This window comes from Thalassotalea insulae, assembly GCF_030161395.1.
Taxonomy (GTDB): Bacteria; Pseudomonadota; Gammaproteobacteria; order Enterobacterales; family Alteromonadaceae; genus Thalassotalea_E; species Thalassotalea_E insulae.
The window spans coordinates 3039987-3059249 of the sequence record NZ_BSST01000001.1 but is presented as its reverse complement, the minus strand read 5'-3'; the positions used below and the strand labels follow the sequence as shown (position 1 = coordinate 3059249).

The 19263-nt window shown below is 40.5% G+C and carries 17 protein-coding genes; 4 read left to right on the top strand and 13 right to left on the bottom strand.

From position 1 onward, the window contains the following. Window positions 1-8: 8 nt before the first annotated feature. The 5 genes from lepA to rpoE all read right to left on the bottom strand — a co-directional run bounded on the left by lepA (window position 9) and on the right by rpoE (window position 4546). Window positions 9-1799 (bottom strand): translation elongation factor 4, encoded by a 1791-nt coding sequence (gene lepA / locus QQK06_RS13855; RefSeq protein WP_284245327.1) that lies wholly within the window; start codon window positions 1797-1799, stop codon window positions 9-11. Window positions 1800-1887: 88 nt separating this feature from the next. Next, a complete protein-coding gene (locus QQK06_RS13850; protein WP_284245326.1) occupies window positions 1888-2364 on the bottom strand; it encodes a SoxR reducing system RseC family protein in 477 nt (158 codons plus the stop codon). Beyond that, on the bottom strand, window positions 2361-3347 hold the full coding sequence (locus tag QQK06_RS13845) for a MucB/RseB C-terminal domain-containing protein (RefSeq protein WP_284245325.1): 987 nt from the start codon (window positions 3345-3347) through the stop codon (window positions 2361-2363). The genes QQK06_RS13850 and QQK06_RS13845 overlap by 4 nt, the downstream gene beginning before the upstream one ends. Then, window positions 3344-3943, bottom strand: coding sequence for a sigma-E factor negative regulatory protein (locus QQK06_RS13840; RefSeq protein WP_284245324.1), 600 nt, complete (start codon window positions 3941-3943; stop codon window positions 3344-3346). The genes QQK06_RS13845 and QQK06_RS13840 overlap by 4 nt, the downstream gene beginning before the upstream one ends. Window positions 3944-3967: 24 nt before the next feature. Beyond that, window positions 3968-4546 carry an RNA polymerase sigma factor RpoE gene (gene rpoE, locus QQK06_RS13835; protein ID WP_284245323.1) on the bottom strand — a complete coding sequence of 193 codons (579 nt, stop codon included), beginning with the start codon at window positions 4544-4546 and terminating at the stop codon, window positions 3968-3970. A 207-nt stretch (window positions 4547-4753) separates the two neighbouring features. Between rpoE and nadB the strand changes: the two genes are divergently transcribed. Then, window positions 4754-6358: an L-aspartate oxidase gene (gene nadB / locus QQK06_RS13830; RefSeq protein WP_284245322.1), complete on the top strand. Its 1605-nt coding sequence runs from the start codon at window positions 4754-4756 to the stop codon at window positions 6356-6358. On the opposite strand, the gene QQK06_RS13825 is transcribed toward nadB, so the two are convergent. After that, a complete protein-coding gene (locus tag QQK06_RS13825) occupies window positions 6306-6731 on the bottom strand; it encodes a hypothetical protein (protein WP_284245321.1) in 426 nt (141 codons plus the stop codon). The genes nadB and QQK06_RS13825 overlap by 53 nt on opposite strands. Before the next feature lie 34 nt (window positions 6732-6765). Then, a complete protein-coding gene (locus QQK06_RS13820; RefSeq protein WP_284245320.1) occupies window positions 6766-7032 on the bottom strand; it encodes an FAD assembly factor SdhE in 267 nt (88 codons plus the stop codon). 185 nt (window positions 7033-7217) lie between these two features. Between QQK06_RS13820 and ygfZ the strand changes: the two genes are divergently transcribed. Both ygfZ and QQK06_RS13810 read left to right on the top strand, forming a co-directional pair. Further along, window positions 7218-8192 carry a tRNA-modifying protein YgfZ gene (gene ygfZ / locus QQK06_RS13815; RefSeq protein ID WP_284245319.1) on the top strand — a complete coding sequence of 325 codons (975 nt, stop codon included), beginning with the start codon at window positions 7218-7220 and terminating at the stop codon, window positions 8190-8192. Window positions 8193-8209: 17 nt separating this feature from the next. After that, window positions 8210-8698, top strand: a complete 489-nt coding sequence (locus QQK06_RS13810) for an FKBP-type peptidyl-prolyl cis-trans isomerase (RefSeq protein ID WP_284245318.1) — start codon at window positions 8210-8212, stop codon at window positions 8696-8698. Between the two features lie 75 nt (window positions 8699-8773). Here the strand turns inward: QQK06_RS13810 and QQK06_RS13805 are convergent, their stop codons facing one another. From QQK06_RS13805 to guaB, 5 genes are all read right to left on the bottom strand, one after another. Then, complete coding sequence (locus tag QQK06_RS13805) at window positions 8774-10717, bottom strand: RecQ family ATP-dependent DNA helicase (RefSeq protein WP_284245317.1); 1944 nt, start codon at window positions 10715-10717, stop codon at window positions 8774-8776. A 45-nt stretch (window positions 10718-10762) separates the two neighbouring features. Next, a complete protein-coding gene (locus tag QQK06_RS13800; protein ID WP_284245315.1) occupies window positions 10763-11467 on the bottom strand; it encodes a glutathione S-transferase family protein in 705 nt (234 codons plus the stop codon). Between the two features lie 128 nt (window positions 11468-11595). Next, complete coding sequence (locus QQK06_RS13795; protein ID WP_284245314.1) at window positions 11596-13554, bottom strand: alpha/beta hydrolase family protein; 1959 nt, start codon at window positions 13552-13554, stop codon at window positions 11596-11598. Window positions 13555-13801: 247 nt separating this feature from the next. After that, on the bottom strand, window positions 13802-15379 hold the full coding sequence (gene guaA / locus QQK06_RS13790) for a glutamine-hydrolyzing GMP synthase (protein WP_284245313.1): 1578 nt from the start codon (window positions 15377-15379) through the stop codon (window positions 13802-13804). A gap of 138 nt (window positions 15380-15517) precedes the next feature. Continuing rightward, window positions 15518-16990, bottom strand: coding sequence for an IMP dehydrogenase (gene guaB, locus QQK06_RS13785; protein ID WP_284245311.1), 1473 nt, complete (start codon window positions 16988-16990; stop codon window positions 15518-15520). 180 nt (window positions 16991-17170) lie between these two features. Between guaB and xseA the strand changes: the two genes are divergently transcribed. Further along, a complete protein-coding gene (gene xseA, locus QQK06_RS13780; RefSeq protein ID WP_284245310.1) occupies window positions 17171-18529 on the top strand; it encodes an exodeoxyribonuclease VII large subunit in 1359 nt (452 codons plus the stop codon). A gap of 20 nt (window positions 18530-18549) precedes the next feature. Here xseA and QQK06_RS13775 read toward each other — a convergent pair whose 3' ends face one another. After that, entirely contained in the window at window positions 18550-19227 is a 678-nt protein-coding gene (locus QQK06_RS13775) for a flagellar brake domain-containing protein (protein WP_284245309.1), read from the bottom strand. Between the last annotated feature and the right edge of the window lie 36 nt (window positions 19228-19263).

The window sequence follows — 19263 nt, the reverse complement described above, 5'->3', positions numbered from 1 at the left end:
CGTCCCTATTAGTTATCGAGTTTCAGTACCGCTAAAAACGCTTCTTGTGGTACTTCAACATTGCCCACCTGTTTCATACGTTTTTTACCTTCTTTTTGTTTCTGGAGCAGTTTCTTCTTACGAGAAACATCACCACCATAACATTTTGCCGTCACGTTTTTACGTAATTGTTTAACCGTAGTACGAGCAATAACGTTGTTACCAATCGCCGCCTGAATGGCAATATCAAACATCTGACGATGGATAAGCTCTTTCAGTTTTTCTACCAGCATACGGCCACGTGCCACTGAATTACTTCTGTGAGTGATCATCGCCAACGCATCTACGCGATCACCATTGATCATCACGTCAACCCGTACCATATCTGCCGCTTCAAAACGAACAAAATGATAATCCAATGAAGCATAACCACGACTAGTTGATTTTAACTTATCAAAAAAATCCATCACAACTTCAGCCATAGGTAACTCATAAGTTACCGCGACTTGATTACCGTGATAAATAATGTCTTTTTGTACACCACGTTTTTCAATACATAAGGTAATGACATTACCTAAATGTTCCTGTGGTACTAGGATATTTGCTTGTACTATCGGTTCACGAATTTCATCAATATTATTAATTGCTGGTAAATCGCTTGGATTATCAATTGATAATACATCACCGTTGGTACAGGCGATTTCATAATTTACTGTCGGCGCAGTAGTGACAAGATCGAGATCATATTCTCGCGCTAAGCGCTCCTGAATAATCTCCATATGTAACATACCGAGGAAACCAATACGGAAACCAAAACCTAACGCCGAAGAGTTTTCCGGTTCAAAAAACAAGGAGGCATCGTTAAGACTTAGCTTATTTAGCGCATCACGGAAGTTTTCATAATCATCAGAACTGATCGGGAAAATACCTGCATATACTTGCGGCTGCACTTTTTTAAAGCCTGGTAAAGGTGCTTCAGCTTCTTTTTTCGAAATGGTGATAGTATCACCCACAGGCGCACCGTGAATTTCCTTAATACCCGCAATAATAAAACCAACTTCACCGGTTTTTAATATGCCAGTTTCCAACTGTTTAGGAGTAAAAACCCCGACTTTGTCAATGAGGTGAGTTTGACCGGTTGACATCACCACCATTTTATCGCCTTTTTTCACTTCGCCGTTCATGACACGTACCAGTGAAACTACCCCCTGATAATTATCAAACCAGGAGTCTATGATCAGTGCTTGTAAATTTGCATCAGGATCGCCTTCAGGTGGTGGAATATTTTCAACGATTGTCTCTAATACATCTTCGATACCCAAACCGGTTTTGGCTGAACAGCTCACTGCCCCCGTCGCATCTATACCGATAATATCTTCGATTTCTTCACAAACTCTGTCAGGATCAGCCTGAGGCAAATCGATTTTATTTAAAATAGGTAGTACTTCAAGATCCATTTCTATCGCGGTATAACAGTTCGCTACCGTTTGTGCTTCAACCCCCTGCCCGGCATCAACAACTAATAACGCCCCTTCACAAGATGCAAGTGAGCGGGATACTTCGTAAGAGAAATCGACATGTCCCGGTGTATCAATAAAGTTTAGCTGATAAACTTCACCATCTTTTGCTTCATAATCCAGCGTAACACTTTGCGCTTTAATGGTAATACCACGTTCACGTTCAATATCCATAGAATCAAGAACTTGCGCTTCCATTTCTCGTTCTTGTAATCCTCCACAATGCTGGATCAAACGATCGGAAAGTGTTGATTTACCATGGTCGATATGGGCAATAATGGAAAAATTTCGGATATGCTTCATAGATGAAAATTCAGTTAAACGTGTTGTTAATTCAATAGTGGCGTGATTTTAACGAATTTAGCGCGCTGGGGCTATCTTTTGTTATCGATTAGCTGCTGATTTGTCTTGCCAGCGACTTTACTGATAATATTTTAACTAGGCTTGGCGACCATTGTGGCGAGTCAGATAAGCTGAACTGCTTACGGCGAGCCAGATAAAAACCTAGGTAACCGCCAGCTAAACTTAGCAACACAGCAAACAACTCATGCGGCAAAATCAATTGTTCTACCAGCCACTGACCAAGCAGCCCCATAGCGATTAAGCCGATTAGTGGCCATAAATAAACTTGCCAGGCCGCTGAAAGTAATAATTTTTCCGATAAACCTATAATTACGGTATCACCTGGAGACATTGCTTGCTCGGTAACAACTTTATAACTGACTTTTTTTTGTGGAAATGCTTTGGCAATTTGACCACTGCCACAATTATCAACCTGCTGACAACCACTACAACTTGACTTAATCAGACTTTCAACGACAACGTAGCCTTGTTCGACGGCAATCACTTTGGCCTGTTCTTCAATCATGGCGCCGGCCGAGTAATTAAAGTGACAGAGTCCGCAATTTGTTTTGCGGTTTGTGAAGGTATTTTACCCACCACACTGACTTCTACCCCATTAACCACCTGATTAAGCGCTAAGGTCGCACCATCTAGAACATAATCTGCAGTTCTTTGTTGCTCTTTGCTGCTCGTGACATATACAGAGACATCAATTAAACCATCACCAAATAAAGCAAATTCAACCGGTTGCTTAGTTGAGACAATGCGATGACGATTAGCACTGAGCTTTTTAAAGCCCTGCGGCAGCCAATTTACCTGCCAAGACAGTTCTTGATCTTGGTAACCATCGGGGATATCAACCACTTCAGGTAATTCTGTTGTCGCCAGCTGTAATAAGCTTTCCGCTGGATTTTCAGTAATATCTAAGTGAGTAAATTGAATTTGTTCGAGTTGCTTCCCTTGTTTAGTGACAATGGCTAATTTCAGTAAAAAACCTGTTTTTTGATCTAACCATAGCCAATGACCGTATTTAGTTTGATCTTTAGGCACTATTCGTATGATTTGAGCACTGCGTCCTAACACGCGACTTTTGCCAACAGAAACAAAGTCATAACTTTCCGTCAAAGTCTGGATATCACCACTTAAAATACTGGGAATAGGGCTGCTAACTAACGTCGAGTAAATAGAGTAAGGCGGTAATTCCGGCTCGATATAGCTAACAATATTATCTTTACGCAGGATATCCCTTCTTGGCCCGTTGAGCAGGGACAATATTTCCAACTCGACTTTATCTTCTTTCAGCCCATGAAACCAATGATAAGGATCCGCATGATTGTTTTTAACAACAACAAACGAAGTGCTAAAATTTAACGACTGTAATGATTGGGAAAGACGGGCAAGCCAGACATCTGCGCTTTCGGGGGAATCGGATTCAGCTGAATCTACTTCTACTGCCAATACTGGTAAGCTTACGCTTACCAGTAGCAATAACCAGGTGACTAATTTCATTTAGAAGTATTATTATCCTTTTGTTTACTTTCTTGCTCTTGCACTTCTTCTTTGCTTAAAGCAACAAATTTAATCTGCTGTTTATGATCTTGCAATAACGCTTGAAAACGTCTTTGTTGTTCAACTATTGCCTGCTTTTGAGTTCTTCGATCGCTGGTTTGGTAATTCAGACTAACCGGCTGAGCCACACCACCTAACGGATTGGTTTGCACCACAGGACTAGGCACAATAGTTTCATGCTGAGCAACATTTTGCTGAACACCAATAACCATCAGACCTGCAGCAGATGCCGCTATGGCAACCTGACCAAATGGCTTAGCAAACTGTACTACTTTTGCTTTAACCACTTCAGCAACACTTGGTTTAGCCACTGGTGCTAATACCGTTGGCTCTTCAGCTATGGCACTGGCAATGCTGGCAGCTAAGTCCAACTCTAGAGAGTCAGGAATTTCATCACGCATAGTATCACCAATAAGATGATACCGTTGCCAAGTTTCTGACATATGATTATCTTTGATTAATTCATCAAAGACTTCATCATTACTTTGATAGTTATCAACTAATGATGACACTGTCTCGAACTTACTTTCACTCATAAACACACCTTAAAAAACCATAAATTAGCGCTGAAGTAATGGTCGGATTTTCTTATCTACAGCATCACGTGCTCTAAATATTCTAGAACGCACCGTACCAACCGGGCATTCCATTATCGTCGCTATTTCTTCGTAACTTAAACCTTCGAGCTCCCTAAGATTAATCGCTGTACGTAAATCTTCGGGTAACTGCTCAATAGTTTTAAATACTACTTTCTTTATTTCTTTGGTTAATAATAATTTTTCAGGTGATGCATTTTCTCTTAGCGCATCACCTGCATCATAAATCTCTGCATCTTCAATTTCAACATCTGAACCTGGCGGTTTTCTACTACTGGCAACCATATGGTTCTTTGCACAGTTAACCGCGATTCGATATAGCCAAGTATAAAAAGCACTGTCCCCTCTAAAATTAGGTAAAGCGCGGTACGCTTTAATAAATGCTTCCTGTACTATATCTGGTACATCACTATGATTCTTAACATAGCGTGAAACTAAATTTGCCACCTTATGTTGATACTTCGTTACTAGCAAGTTATACGCGTTCTTATCACCGCGCTGCACTCGCTCAACCAATGTTTGGTCGACGTTCTGTTCGCTCATTCGAGCCATTTCTCCTAAAAATCCACTAACTTTTTACATCTGGCTCATGGCAAACGCATCAAGTAGGACTAGTCTTGTGCAAAAAAGTTCTAAAAAATTTCAAAAAAAATAAAAATAATCAATAGAGTCGCTTTTATTTCTCTGTTCTCATCTGCGAATAAACGTTAAAATTCGCTTAACTATAGAATACCTTAATTCCAAGCATATATGAATCAACAACATAATTGTGATGTGCTAATCATAGGAAGTGGTGCGGCAGGTTTGTCATTAGCGCTACATTTAGCTAAAAATGCCGATGTCGTTATTTTAAGTAAAGGTAAAGTGAACGATGGTTCAACCTTTTACGCTCAAGGGGGGATCGCTGCCGTTTTTGATAAAAATGACAGTGTTGAGTCTCATGTTTCCGATACCTTAGTAGCTGGTGCAGGATTATGTCAGCAAGACGTAGTGCAATATACTGCTGAAAATGCCAAAGCTTGCTTGGAATGGTTAATCGGTCAAGGAGTCGACTTCGATCAAGAAGAAAGTGCCATTGACGATGTCCGTTATCATTTAACCAAAGAAGGTGGTCATAGTCACCGGCGGATTTTACACGCAGCAGATGCCACAGGTCAGGCAATACAGACCACATTAGCCGACAGGGTAAAAAATCATAGCCGCATTCGTATTTTTGAACGTTATAATGCTATCGACTTAGTGTGTGATCAAGCGACACCTGAAGATAAGCGATGTATCGGCGCCTATATCTGGAACCGAAACAGTGAAAAAGTTGAGCGGATCTTCGCGAAAAAAACTATCTTAGCCACTGGCGGTGCGTCTAAAGTTTACCAATACACATCGAACCCAGATATTGCCAGCGGTGATGGTATTGCCATGGCCTGGCGCGCAGGTTGTCGGGTAGCCAATATGGAATTCAATCAGTTTCATCCGACCTGTTTATTTCACCCTGATGCGGGAAATTTTCTGCTTACCGAAGCACTACGCGGAGAAGGCGCGATTTTACGCCGTCCTGATGGTAGTCGCTTTATGCCAAGTTTCGATGAAAGAGCCGAACTAGCGCCACGCGATATAGTAGCCCGTGCAATCGACTATGAAATGAAACGTTTGGGTGCCGATTGTATGTACCTTGATATCAGTCATAAGCCTGCTGATTTTATCAAGCAACACTTCCCAACCATCTATGAAAAAACCATGTCCCTTGGTATCGACATGACCAAGCAACCGATGCCAATCGTTCCTGCTGCACACTATACCTGTGGTGGAGTGATGATCAACAAGCAAGGAAAAACCGACATAGATAACTTATACGCAATTGGTGAAGTTGCCTATACAGGATTACACGGCGCTAATCGATTGGCCAGTAATTCATTATTAGAATGTCTAGTATTTGCCCGAGCAACGGCTACAGATATTGAACAAGGACTATCTACTTTGCAAAACTATCTGAAAATCCCAGCCTGGGATGAAAGCCGAGTAACAGATTCAGATGAAGAGGTGGTGATCCAACATAACTGGCATGAATTACGGCTCTTCATGTGGGATTATGTCGGTATAGTGCGCACCACTAAACGCTTAGAACGGGCGCTACATCGCGTTGAATTATTGCAACGAGAAATTGATGAATATTATCGCAACTTTAGGGTTAGTAATAATTTACTTGAACTAAGAAATCTAGTACAGGTTGCCGAGCTTATTATTCGTAGTGCCATGTCGCGTAAAGAAAGCCGAGGGTTACATTACACTTTAGATTACCCTGAACTCAGCGATGATCCGCAGCCGACGGTGATTTCACCAACACATCAGCATGGTTAAGTTCCGCATTGTTGCATAAAATGATGCGGGATAAGCGAGCATAATCTTGAGGCGAAAATTGCTGCTTAGCATAGAATTTATGGATAAACTTTGCGCTAGTTTTCGCCTTTGGCGAGTAACATAATAACCAGCACCCTAACCAGCCAACACGACTATTAGCGTGCAATCGGTATCCGGAAACGCCATCTAATGTAATTTCGCCATCAGCTTGTAACAAGATAACGCTTATTGGCGCATCTTTTTGTGGTTCTGCTAACCAATACCAGCAGCTATAGCTTACTACCAGAAAACATTCGATAATTAACACCGACTTTGGCCAGTATGCGATAAAAATAACGACAAATAGATTAAGCAGCAAAAATACCGGCCACATTAAACGCGCCCGGTTAACAGGAGTGACTAATAAATTATACTTTGACTCGGTTAAGTATAAGTTCGACCATAGATCTAAGCTCTGAGTCTTCACATTCCTCGTGTCCCATAAACCAGGCAAATAACTCGGGATCCTGACAAGTTAACAAACGCTCAAAAATCTGTTTATTGTCTTCAGATAACTGTTCCCATGCTTCATCAACAAAAGGCATAAACAATACATCTAACTCTAGCATCCCACGGCGACATGCCCATTTTAATTTGGCCTTTTCTTTAGCGCTTGAATTCATATCAACAGTCATTTTTTAATAATAACCTATCAGTTAGTAACGTAAGAACGGATGTTAAGTTTAACAAATTGCAGACAATAAAGGCTATCTATTTAGCCAACTTAACCAGCAGATAACAATTGCCTAGCAATAATGACTTGTTTTCTTCATTTTCATCCATACTTATAGACTATAACAATGCGTTTTCATTAATTGATATGAGCTTAACACTAGAAAATCATCAACCATCATTAGAAAATTTACCAGAAAATTACCTTATCGCCTTAACCGAGTGTAATGCGATTCAACTGACGGGTGAAGAACAACAAAAGTATCTGCAAGGGCAAGTCACCTGTGATGTTAATACCCTGACACCAGAAACCTTGCTACACGGTGCTCACTGTAATGCCAAAGGTAAAGTGTTTTCCTGTTTTCGTTTGTTTGAACGTGATGGCAGCTACCTGTTATTTCAGCCAAAAAGTTCAATAGAACAATCACTGGCTGAACTGAAAAAGTTTGGTGTTTTTGCCAAAGTAGATATTAACACCACTGAGCAATTAGCCTTTTTCTGTCTAGTTGGTACAAATGCACCAGCAATACTGAAAGAAAAATTCAATACTCTTCCTGATAGCATGACACCAGTCATTCAAACAGGTTCAACCAACCTAGTATATATTGCCGGTAATATTGAACGTTATTTGATTATTGATACTAAAGAAAATGTCGAGCAATTAGTCAGTGCCTTTTCTTTGCCTGTATTTCCAAGCCCGATATGGAAGTTATTAGAAATTGTCGAAGGCTTTCCCTACCTCGATAACGACAACCATAGCGAATATGTGCCACAAATGCTTAATATGCAGGCAATTAACGGTATTAGCTTTACCAAAGGCTGCTATTTGGGGCAAGAAACCGTTGCTCGTATGCAATACCTAGGAAAAAATAAAAAAGCCTTATTTGCCCTTACGGGTAAGCTAACCAATCCCTCTGCTGAGATTATCATTGAAAAGCAACTTGGTGAAAACTGGCGTAAAGCCGGTGACGTTATCGCCTGCTATATCAGTGAGAATAACCAGTGCTATCTGCAAGCAGTATTAGCTAACGACAGCAACCAAGAAATAAAACTACAACTTAAAGAGCAAACTGATGCTGATCTGTCATTAGTTAACTTACCTTATTCACTTACCCAAGACTAAGCAACTTAGGAACTTACATGAAAATTACCGCCAACAAAGTCGTCAAATTACACTACGCCGTATCTGACAGTGAAGATAGCCTAATCGATAGCTCATACGACCATCAACCGCTAGCAATTATCCACGGTAGTGGTTATTTGATCCCTGGTTTAGAAAATGCACTGACCGATCATGTTGCCGGTGATAAATTTGAAGTAGCGGTTGCTGCTGATGATGCCTATGGTCAACGTCATGATGGCTATGTGCAAACCGTACCCAAAGAATTATTTGCCGATATTGATGACTTACAAGTCGGCACTCAATTACGTGCATCTACTGACGAAGGTGAGCAAACGGTGATCGTCATCGATGTTCAAGATAACGAAATTACGGTAGACGGTAACCACCCGCTAGCTGGTATTGACTTAAAATTTGATGTCGAAATACTGGAAGTCCGAGACGCTACCGAAGAAGAATTGGCTCATGGTCACGTTCATGGTGAAGGCGGCTGTGGCCATCAACATTAATAGCTAGTTGCTACGATAACACTCAAATAAAAAGGAAAGCACAAGCTTTCCTTTTTTGTCGGCAAGGCTTTTTAATCATCCCGTTGATAATTGTTCGACCTTAGACTTAACCTCTGTGAAACGAATATGCTCACAGCTGGCAAAGCCGGACAGCTGCTTAACCCTATTGCGAGTAAATATCGGTACCATTAATCCAGTCAAAAAGCGGGTTATTGTCGCTAACGATAATTGTTGGTAACCTTTTTCAGTCATATGCGTTACTAGACCATCAATATAGCGAGTTAACAATTCATCATCAGGCAAAAGCCACTGTTGAGAATAACTTAACTTAGCAATATTGCCGTGACAAACAGAGCAATGACCGCAATGTTCAGGTGCTTCACTATCGTCAAAATATAGGGCAAGGTTGCGACTCAAACACTTATCCAACTGAAAAAAACGTACTAAAGCAGCAATACGATTGATTTCACTTTGTTCCTTTTGTAAAAAATAACCTTGGAGTTGTTCGACTAACTCAGGTGCAGCTAATGCTTCTTGATTAACTTGATACACTTCCGTCATTTTCTTACTTTCTAACGCGATCAAGTGTTGCTCCTGCAGATATTCTAGCGCGCTGACCACTCGGCTACGCTGACACTGATAATTTGCCATTAACTGTTCAAAATCAGGCTCACCCCATATTTTTTTAAACCTGCTATGGTTAAATATCGCTGCCAGAAACTCACGACGTTCACCGTCAAACGACGCTAAAATATCTTGTTCGCTTGCGATAAACTTATACTTAAACTCTGCAAAATAAGAATATAACGGTTTCAGTACACCTTTAAGTTCCAACTGCACTAATAAAGTTTTTAACGGCAATTGACGGATATTACTCGCTGTAGATAAAGCTAATCCTTGTAACTCCCATTTTTGCTGCTCAGTTTCATTGGCTATTGACGTTAGCACATTGGCGATACCTGATGATTCTGGGGTATCGCCATAGACAAAGTTCTCCAGCACATTAACGCCATCAAGATCAGCTAAAGTAATACAGTGAGAAGCAAGGCCGTCTCGTCCAGCACGTCCGATTTCCTGACTATAGTTTTCAATCGACTTAGGTAAATCATAATGGATGACAAAGCGGATATCTGACTTATCTATGCCCATGCCAAAGGCGATAGTCGCAACTATAACCCTAACTTCACCACTCATAAACGCTTGCTGGATCGACTGGCGCTTCTCACTATCAAAACCTGCATGATACGCCCTGGCATTAACACCATTTTGCTGTAAAAAATCAGCCACAGCTTCTGCACTATGCTGTAACGTAACATAAACTATGCCAGCCCCGGATTGCTGCTCGATAATACTCACTAGCTGATTATTTTTATTACTTTGAGCCGTAGATAGTACCGACAATGTTAGGTTGTCACGATAAAATCCTGTTTGCACTATATGTTCAGGCGCAATCGAAAATTTTGCTGCCATATCAAGCTTGACTTTCTTCGTTGCTGTCGCAGTTAACAACAGTATCAAAGGGATATTCAACTCTTGTTGATAATGAGGTAGCTTTAAATAATCGGGACGAAAATTATGTCCCCATTCTGAAATACAGTGCGCTTCATCCACCACCAACATCGAAATTGCTACAGTATCGATAAACTGACGAAAGCGTTCATTTTTAAAACGTTCCACCGACACCATTAAAATCTTAACATTACCAGCACGTACATCTGCGATGACCTGCTGATGCTGTTCGCCAGTTAGGCTGGAATCCAGGCTGGCAGCTCGAATGCCCTTACTGGTTAAGAACGCCAATTGATCTTTCATCAACGCAATTAATGGTGAAACCACTAAAGTCAAATGAGGTAAATTCAGCGCAGTAAGTTGATAACACAAAGACTTACCCGAGCCTGTAGGAAAGATAGCTAATGAGGAATGTCCATTTAACAGCTGCTCTATTGTCTGCTGTTGTCCAGAGCGAAAACCGTCAAAACCAAAAGATTGTCGTAACTGCTGCTTAAGATCTACTGTCATATTGATGATCACTAAGGCGAGTTTGTTACCTCCCGCCCAAATACCTTAATTGGGATAATACTGGGCTTCAATTCGCTGACAATATTGTACTAAATTGTCGTATTTTCTCGCTTGCTGATTAAAACTGTTAAAAAAATCGACGGAAATAAATTCCGCTAAAAATGCATAAGCAACAGCATCAAAGCTGCAAGCCTTTTCACCAAAAAAGAATGGTTTATCAGAGAGCAAAACAGCAAGAGAACTAAAATGTTCATCAGCAATTGATAATAACTCAGATTCACTATGCCGGCCATAACCTTGCCGATAAAGTGTTTTTTTCACATCTTTTTTTACGATACCTGGTACAAACCATTTTAAAGGAGCTGGCAAGGTGCCAAAGAATGTTTCCTTAATCACGGGCCAGCTGTCTTCTTTTACCCACCTTGAATAAACCAGGCACCAATAAAGGCTTTCATCCAATGCTTTACTATAGATATTCGCCTGTGCGCGTTGCTCTATAGATAATTCATCATCCAAGGTAAGTTGATATTTTTCGGTTAAATATTTCAAAATAAATGCCGAGTCGCCTATTTTTTTTCCTTTATCTTCAATAAATGGCAGTTTGTTTTTAGGCGATTTTTTCAATGCGTTAAAATCGGCAATAAACTGATACTCAATCGCAGCCAACTTTAAAAACAAGTCCACTTTAACGACAAACGGGCTCGCGTCCACCATACTGAACGCTTTACCAAAACCGTACAATTTGAGCATAATTACTCCTTTAACTCATAGTTCCGTATTTAATATACGTGATGAGTGTATATAAAAAAAACACCACTGTAAATTATTACAGTGGTGTTTTTTTTACTAATAACGAAATGCTACTATTTAATAAAAAACTACCCCAAATTATCCGCTAAAAATGCATCCAATAAAATCATGGTTCTGCGTAAGTTTTCCGAATCATTTAAATGATGGGTACCAAAATCAAAGAGCTCAAAAGTCACTTCTTTATCCGCTTTTTCCAAGGCATCAAACATGGCTTCAGATTGATAAAAACTCACTCTGGTATCAGCCTTACCATGGATTAATAATACAGGTGCTTTAAACTTGTCTGCATGCTCTACTGGCGACAATTGTTTTTGCTCTTTTATATCCGTACTCACCGCATTAGTAACATAATTTCGATAACCTAATCGCTTCCACTGATCAATTTGTGACGTTAAATCAGCAATCCCTGCAATACTAGCAATACATTTAAACCTTTTAGGGGTTTGATAGCCAGCAACTAACGCAGCATACCCGCCATAACTGGCACCAACAATACAGGCACTTTCGGTATTTGCTAGTTTTTTTTCTGCGACCCAATCTAATGCATCAATAAGATCGGTTTGCATTTTCTTCCCCCATTGCAAATAACCAGCTGTTTCATAATCATTACCAAACCCCGTAGAGCCACGGAAGTTCACCTGCAATACCGCATAGCCTCGACTGGCAAACATTTGCACAAAAGGATTAAAATACTGACTATCACGCGCAAAAGGACCGCCATGAGGAAACAATACGACCGGTGGATTTTTTACATTTTCAGGTAATGTCAGGTAGCCATTTAATTTCATTCCATCCCTAGCTTCAAAATAAAAAGGTTGCACCCTTGTCAATTGCACTTTGTTTAGCCTTGGATATTGACCATACCAGGGATTAAGTTTTTTATTTTGTTTATCAAACAAATAAAATTTAACCGGTTTAGTATCACTGACTGTGGCTACGATATAATGGTTTTTTGCTCGATCCCAATCCCAAAGTGTTGCTGTCAATCCTTTCTTTGAAAACAGCTGAGCAATTTGTTGGGACAATAAATCGCTAGTATTATTAAAATACTTACGCTGAACAAAGCCATCATTATAAGTAAATCCTATAATATTACGTTCATTACCTTCTAACCGCGTAATAGTGCCAGTAACATCATAACCATCAGGTGCTTCCCCTAATAGTTCAACAAATTTGTTTTGCTTAATATCATACTTCCAAAGCGCTGTTTTTCTGGGCTTACTTTCGTCTTCGATATGATCGCTTAATACAATAATCGTGTTAGTCACAGGATCATAGAGCTGGGGAGAAAAAGTTTCTGTTTTATATGACTCTCTCGTTTTCACCAATTGCCAATCAGCTGTAGAATCTTTACGTGTATAAATATAACTAATATCGGTATCAGGATCTTTATCGACACCTATCGCCAACAAAACTCCACCTTTAGGTGTCACTCCCCAGTTTACAATACGGTTACCATTAGGAAGATATTTTTCAAACTCACCATTAGTGACATTGACTTTAAATACAGAACTATAATTATTATCCCTGCGATCATTAATCGTTACCAAGACATGCTCAGAATCATCTTGTAGCAAACTTAATAACTCTGGGCTGGCAAAATAAAAATCTAGCTTAGATTGCCCTTTTGATGCTCTTTGCCTCAGTTCAAAGACATCTTTACCATCAATAGAGGCAGAATAGAGGTGAGTAGTTCTTAAACGATAATTTTCTATTTTGTACGGTTGGCTAACAGTCACTAAGATGCGCTCATCATTAGCCCAATCAAGCTCATCAATCCGATATTTATCAGCGCCTAATTGTAAAATTACCTGAACATTTGAGTGGTTATCATAATCAACAATCGCCACTTGAGTAAATTCAGCCTGATTTAATATCACCGCAATGTGTTTACCATCTGGGGAGATAGACGGCTGTTCAACCGCGGGTAAATGATTAAAATACTCTAATGGAATTTGCTGCGATTTAGCCATCGCTTGCGAAGCTGCAATAAAAAGCGACAAAATTAAAATAACGCTTCTTAACATAGAAAAGGTTCCTTGTTTTTATAATTGAATGATTGTTAATAATTTAAACGTCACTAAATACGGATATTCAAAAAGATTCCTTCAATCCATTGAACGCTTATCAACTAGCGCTAATTATCAACAATAGCCAGTATGTTGTCACTAAATGTTTCAGATAATTTCATAGCGGAAATGATTTATTTACGTTATAAAAAAAGCCTCTAACGAGGCTTTTTAACAATGATTAATTGGGCATAGTCGCTATTGCTTATTCCCACTCAATCGTCGCAGGAGGTTTACCAGAAATATCGTAAACCACGCGAGAGATACCGTCGATTTCATTGATAATACGGTTTGAGACTAAACCTAAGAAGTCATACGGTAAATGCGCCCAATGTGCGGTCATAAAGTCGATCGTTTCGACTGCGCGTAAACTCACCACCCAATCATATTTACGGCCATCCCCCATTACGCCAACCGAACGTACTGGCAAGAATACGGTAAACGCCTGACTGACCTTGTTATATAAATCATGGTTATGAAGTTCTTCAATGAAGATAGCATCAGCACGACGTAATAAGTCGGCATACTCTTTTTTCACTTCCCCTAGAATGCGAACCCCTAAACCAGGACCTGGGAATGGGTGGCGGTAAAGCATGTTGTATGGTAAACCTAGCTCTAAACCAATTTTACGTACTTCATCTTTAAACAGTTCACGTAACGGCTCAACTAAGCCTAACTCCATGTCTTCAGGTAAACCACCAACATTATGATGTGACTTAATGACATGCGCTTTACCAGTAGCAGAGGCCGCTGATTCAATAACATCCGGATAGATAGTACCTTGAGCTAACCATTTTGCATTAACAAGTTTGCCCGCTTCTTCATCAAAAATTTCAACGAAGACATTACCGATAATTTTACGTTTTTTCTCTGGATCTGCCTCGGAAGATAAACGTTCTAAGAAACGCTGTTCTGCATTAATATGGATAATATTCAGACCAAAATGATCGCCAAACATTTCCATTACTTGCTGACCTTCATTTAAACGTAGCAAGCCATTATCAACAAAAACACAAGTTAATTTGTCACCAATAGCTCGATGTAACAGCATAGCGACGACAGATGAATCAACACCGCCAGAAAGGCCTAATACTACTTCTTCATCACCAACTTGCGCTTTAATTTTTTCTATCGCATTTTCAATAATAGATGCTGATGTCCATAGCTTTTCACATTGACAAATATCGATAACGAAATGTTCTAAAATGCGCATCCCTTGTTTAGTATGTGTAACTTCCGGGTGGAACTGCACACCATAAAACTGTTTATCTTCATTGGCCATTGCGGCATATTTACAGCTTGGTGTTTGCGCAATCGTAGTAAAGCCTTCAGGGATTTGTGAAACCTTATCACCATGACTCATCCAAACATCTAACAAGGCATTACCATTACTACCAACAGAATCTTCGATATTTTTAAATAAGTTTGACTGCTCAATCACTTCTACCGATGCATAACCAAACTCTTTATGTGATGAGCTTTCAACCCCACCACCCAATTGCTCAGCCATCGTTTGCATGCCATAACAAATACCAAGTACAGGTACACTGGCATTGAACACATATTCAGGCGCACGTGGGGAGTTATCCTCAGTGACTGACTCAGGACCACCGGCTAAAATAATACCGGTAGGGTTAAATGCTTTAATTTGAGCTTCACTAACATCCCAAGCCCAAAGCTCACAATACACACCAATTTCACGCACACGACGTGCAATTAACTGGGTGTACTGGGAACCAAAATCTAATATTAGTATGCGGTGATCATGAATATCTCTGCTCATGTGTTTTGTTCCTAATAATATGCGTTAATAAATGAACAGGCTGAGCCACCATATCTACAGCTCAGCCTGTGAAAAATTGTTAATTCAATTGTAGATCCACTTCTGCATAGTGATAGCAAAGGAAGTAATCTGTTCAATTTAGCCCATACGATAGTTAGGAGCTTCTTTGGTTATGGTTACATCATGAACATGTGATTCACCCATACCTGCCGCCGTGATCTTCATAAACTCAGGCTTAGTACGCATTTCTTCAATATTGGCAGAACCAGTTAAGCCCATAGATGAACGCAAACCGCCCATCTGCTGATGAATAATAGCAGCAACAGGTCCTTTATAAGCGACGCGACCTTCAATACCCTCGGGTACTAACTTATCCGCCTCACCATCCGACTTTTGGAAATAACGGTCACTGGAGCCTTCTTTTTGTGACATTGCCCCTAACGAGCCCATGCCACGATAAGACTTATAATAACGGCCTTGATAAAGCTCTACTTCACCTGGTGATTCTTCGGTACCGGCAAACATGCTGCCAACCATAACGCAATGAGCACCAGCAACTAACGCCTTAGCTATATCACCCGAAAAGCGAATACCACCATCGGCAATCACAGGGATGCCAGTGCCTTTTAAGGCATCTACCGCATTAGAAATAGCAGTTAGTTGCGGCACACCAACACCGGTAACGATACGTGTCGTACAAATAGAACCAGGACCTATGCCCACTTTAACGGCATCAACACCAGCATCGGCTAACGCTTTAGCACCTGCGCCAGTTGCGACATTACCGGCAACAATTTGTAGCTCAGGGTACTTTTGGCGAGTTTGTTTAACACGATCAATAACACCTTGTGAATGACCATGCGAGGTATCAATTAGCAATATATCAACACCAGCAGCAACCAAAGCATCGATACGCTCATCCGTACCGGCACCAACACCTACCGCAGCACCAACACGTAAGCGACCTAATTCATCTTTACAAGCATTCGGCTTGCTTTCTGCTTTTTGGTAATCTTTTACTGTGATCAGGCCTTTTAGTTTAAAGGCACCGTCTATCATTAAGATTTTTTCAATACGATGCTCATGCATTAAACGTAAAATTTCTTCTCGTTCAGCCCCTTCTTCCACCGTCACCAAACGTTCTTTACGCGTCATTAATGCGGATACTGGCTTAGATAAGTCTGATTCAAAACGTAGATCCCGACCGGTAATAATACCGACCAGATTATTATCCTTGTCCACCACAGGGAAGCCTGAAAAACCAAGCTCTTGTGCTAACTCAATCACAGTGTTAATGGTAGCGTCAGGGTTAACAGTCACAGGATCAGAGACAATACCACTTTCATATTTTTTCACTAACGAAACATTTTTTGCTTGTTCAGCAATAGTCATATTCTTATGAATAAAGCCAAGACCACCTTCTTGTGCCAAAGTGATCGCTAAACGCGCTTCAGTTACCGTATCCATAGAGGCGGAAACCATAGGCACATTTAAACTAATTTTACGTGTTAATTGAGTTTTTAACTCAGCTGTGTGAGGCAGTACGGTTGAATGGGCAGGTACTAATAGTACATCATCAAAAGTTAAGGCTTCTTGGGCAATTCTAAGCATCGCAACATCTCTCTAAATAGGTGTGGTTAGGGAGGAAATATTGCGGCAGAATTTTAACCGTTTTATTAACTAAGAACAACTTAAATTTTCGTTTTTTATTAAAAAACTCCCTGTTATTTACCTAGACAATTAGATAATATGGGCTAAATTCGTCCTTAACACCTGAAAAAGCACTCTTTTATGGCTCAACAGCACATTCTACAAGTAAGTGAACTAACAAAAAAAGTAAGGTTTATACTGGAAAGTGAGCTTAATTATGTTTGGTTATCTGGTGAAATATCTAATTTCGTTGCGGCAAGCTCAGGTCATTGGTATTTATCATTAAAAGATCAAAAATCTCAGGTCAAGTGTGCGATGTTCAAAGGCAACAACCGCCGCGTGCGCCTACAACCTAAAAATGGTCAACAAGTACTGGTAAAAGCAAAAGTATCTCTGTATGAACCCAGAGGCGATTTTCAACTGATCATCGAATTAATGGAAGAAGCTGGCGAAGGCTTACTACGTCAGCAGTATGAACAACTTAAACAACGCCTGAATGCCGAGGGACTATTTGCTCTACAGCACAAAAAGTTATTACCAGCAACGCCAACCACAATAGGTGTAGTCACCTCCCCGAGCGGTGCTGCAGTTAAAGATATTATTTCGGTGCTCAAAAGACGAAACCCTGCGATCGCCATCATCATCTACCCGGCGTTAGTGCAGGGAGAGCAAGCAAAACAAGAAATCGTATCCGCTATCTCACTTGCTAATCAACGTAATGAATGCGACGTATTAATTGTCGGTCGCGGTGGTGGTTCATTAGAAGACCTTTGGTCATTTAACGAAGAGACGGTAGTGAAAGCCATTTTCAACAGTACTATTCCTGTAATTAGCGCGGTTGGTCATGAAATAGATACCACACTAAGTGATTATGTTGCCGATGTCAGGGCAGCGACTCCGTCTGCCGCAGCAGAATTAGTCTCACAAGACAGCAGCGAGCTCCGTCAGCGTTTTAGTCGCTTAAATCATCAGCTTCAGCAACAAGCACAGCGAACACTTAACAATGCTAAGCAAGGCGCTCTGTATTTATCACATAGACTACATCAGGCGCATCCCGAGCAGATACTGCGAAATCACCAACAACGCGCCGATGAACTCAGTTTGCGATTAACAAAAGCAATATTGCTAAAAACTCAGCTTGCTGGCTTCCCACTCAAACAGTTAGCTCAAAGATTACAAACAGCATCTCCTAACACTAAGTTGCAACAACTAATGATGCAGCGCCAGCAATTAGATAAACAGCTTGCTTCTGCCGCTAACAACTATCTAACCCATCAACAAGAGAGGTTTGTTCACCTTATAGAGCAATTACAGTTGGTTAGTCCACTCGCGACCATAGCCCGCGGCTATAGCGTTAGCAGAAATCAACAGGGAAAGATCATTAATTCAATCAAAGATGTGACAGTGAATGAACAAATTAGCGTGCAACTCAGCGATGGCCGTATTCACGCGCAGGTCGCTGCAAAAGAGCAATTATCGGGCACGTTAACTGATAGCTGAGTTAATTAACTCGATATGAATTAGTCTTCGAGTGTCACTACATGATGAAGTAACTTGATCACGGCATTTTTACTGCTTTCATTAAACTGTACGCCGAGAGAAATGGCATTAGCTAATGATTTCATACTGCAAATTTGTCCTGATAGCTTTAAATTATTTAGCTCGCCGCTGTCTAACGCCAGATCTATGGCTTTATCCTGCACTAACAAGATTTCGTCACCGTTTTCTATCAGCAGCTGACAACCACTAATAGAGATATCAGTAATTAAACTCTGCCAAAACTTTTTTTCGATTCTCACTTTCGCATTAAGCTCTATTTCAATACGAATCGATTTGCGCAAACATTGCATGCTTAAGGTTTTTGGAAATTCTAACACGATCATCTTAGACGGCAGTTGCAACGTTTGTTTAATACTACTAACAAAAGCGACAACAGCGCCCTCATGCTCGATAATACCTCTGACAGTCACTCCCATACCTTGAGTAATAAAGTGGCTAAACTTCCCTATTTTACTGGTCTCAGGATACTGGAGCAGCACGTATTTCTTCGGCAGATAACCGACAAAAGTCGTGCGAAATTTACCTTTTTGCCCGGCGGGTGTCGCAATATCAATTGTGACAACAGAACCCGCCTGCATAAGCGATAGGTTTCGTTGCAAACGAGATGCGGTATTTACTTTCACGGCAGTTGAAGGCATAACTAAGGTTGCACTAAGCGCTTAATTTTTATTAGG

What these genes read in the sequence shown, in the direction of transcription:
- QQK06_RS13800 (WP_284245315.1), bottom strand. Translation starts at nt 11,467, where the DNA reads ATGCTCAAATTGTACGGTTTTGGTAAAGCGTTCAGTATGGTGGACGCG.
- QQK06_RS13825 (WP_284245321.1), bottom strand. Translation starts at nt 6,731, where the DNA reads ATGTGGCCGGTATTTTTGCTGCTTAATCTATTTGTCGTTATTTTTATC.
- QQK06_RS13850 (WP_284245326.1), bottom strand. Translation starts at nt 2,364, where the DNA reads ATGATTGAAGAACAGGCCAAAGTGATTGCCGTCGAACAAGGCTACGTT.
- QQK06_RS13810 (WP_284245318.1), top strand. Translation starts at nt 8,210, where the DNA reads ATGAAAATTACCGCCAACAAAGTCGTCAAATTACACTACGCCGTATCT.
- xseA (WP_284245310.1), top strand. Translation starts at nt 17,171, where the DNA reads ATGGCTCAACAGCACATTCTACAAGTAAGTGAACTAACAAAAAAAGTA.
- QQK06_RS13775 (WP_284245309.1), bottom strand. Translation starts at nt 19,227, where the DNA reads ATGCCTTCAACTGCCGTGAAAGTAAATACCGCATCTCGTTTGCAACGA.
- guaA (WP_284245313.1), bottom strand. Translation starts at nt 15,379, where the DNA reads ATGAGCAGAGATATTCATGATCACCGCATACTAATATTAGATTTTGGT.
- guaB (WP_284245311.1), bottom strand. Translation starts at nt 16,990, where the DNA reads ATGCTTAGAATTGCCCAAGAAGCCTTAACTTTTGATGATGTACTATTA.
- QQK06_RS13840 (WP_284245324.1), bottom strand. Translation starts at nt 3,943, where the DNA reads ATGAGTGAAAGTAAGTTCGAGACAGTGTCATCATTAGTTGATAACTAT.
- QQK06_RS13845 (WP_284245325.1), bottom strand. Translation starts at nt 3,347, where the DNA reads ATGAAATTAGTCACCTGGTTATTGCTACTGGTAAGCGTAAGCTTACCA.
- QQK06_RS13820 (WP_284245320.1), bottom strand. Translation starts at nt 7,032, where the DNA reads ATGACTGTTGATATGAATTCAAGCGCTAAAGAAAAGGCCAAATTAAAA.
- lepA (WP_284245327.1), bottom strand. Translation starts at nt 1,799, where the DNA reads ATGAAGCATATCCGAAATTTTTCCATTATTGCCCATATCGACCATGGT.
- rpoE (WP_284245323.1), bottom strand. Translation starts at nt 4,546, where the DNA reads ATGAGCGAACAGAACGTCGACCAAACATTGGTTGAGCGAGTGCAGCGC.
- nadB (WP_284245322.1), top strand. Translation starts at nt 4,754, where the DNA reads ATGAATCAACAACATAATTGTGATGTGCTAATCATAGGAAGTGGTGCG.
- QQK06_RS13805 (WP_284245317.1), bottom strand. Translation starts at nt 10,717, where the DNA reads ATGACAGTAGATCTTAAGCAGCAGTTACGACAATCTTTTGGTTTTGAC.
- ygfZ (WP_284245319.1), top strand. Translation starts at nt 7,218, where the DNA reads ATGAGCTTAACACTAGAAAATCATCAACCATCATTAGAAAATTTACCA.
- QQK06_RS13795 (WP_284245314.1), bottom strand. Translation starts at nt 13,554, where the DNA reads ATGTTAAGAAGCGTTATTTTAATTTTGTCGCTTTTTATTGCAGCTTCG.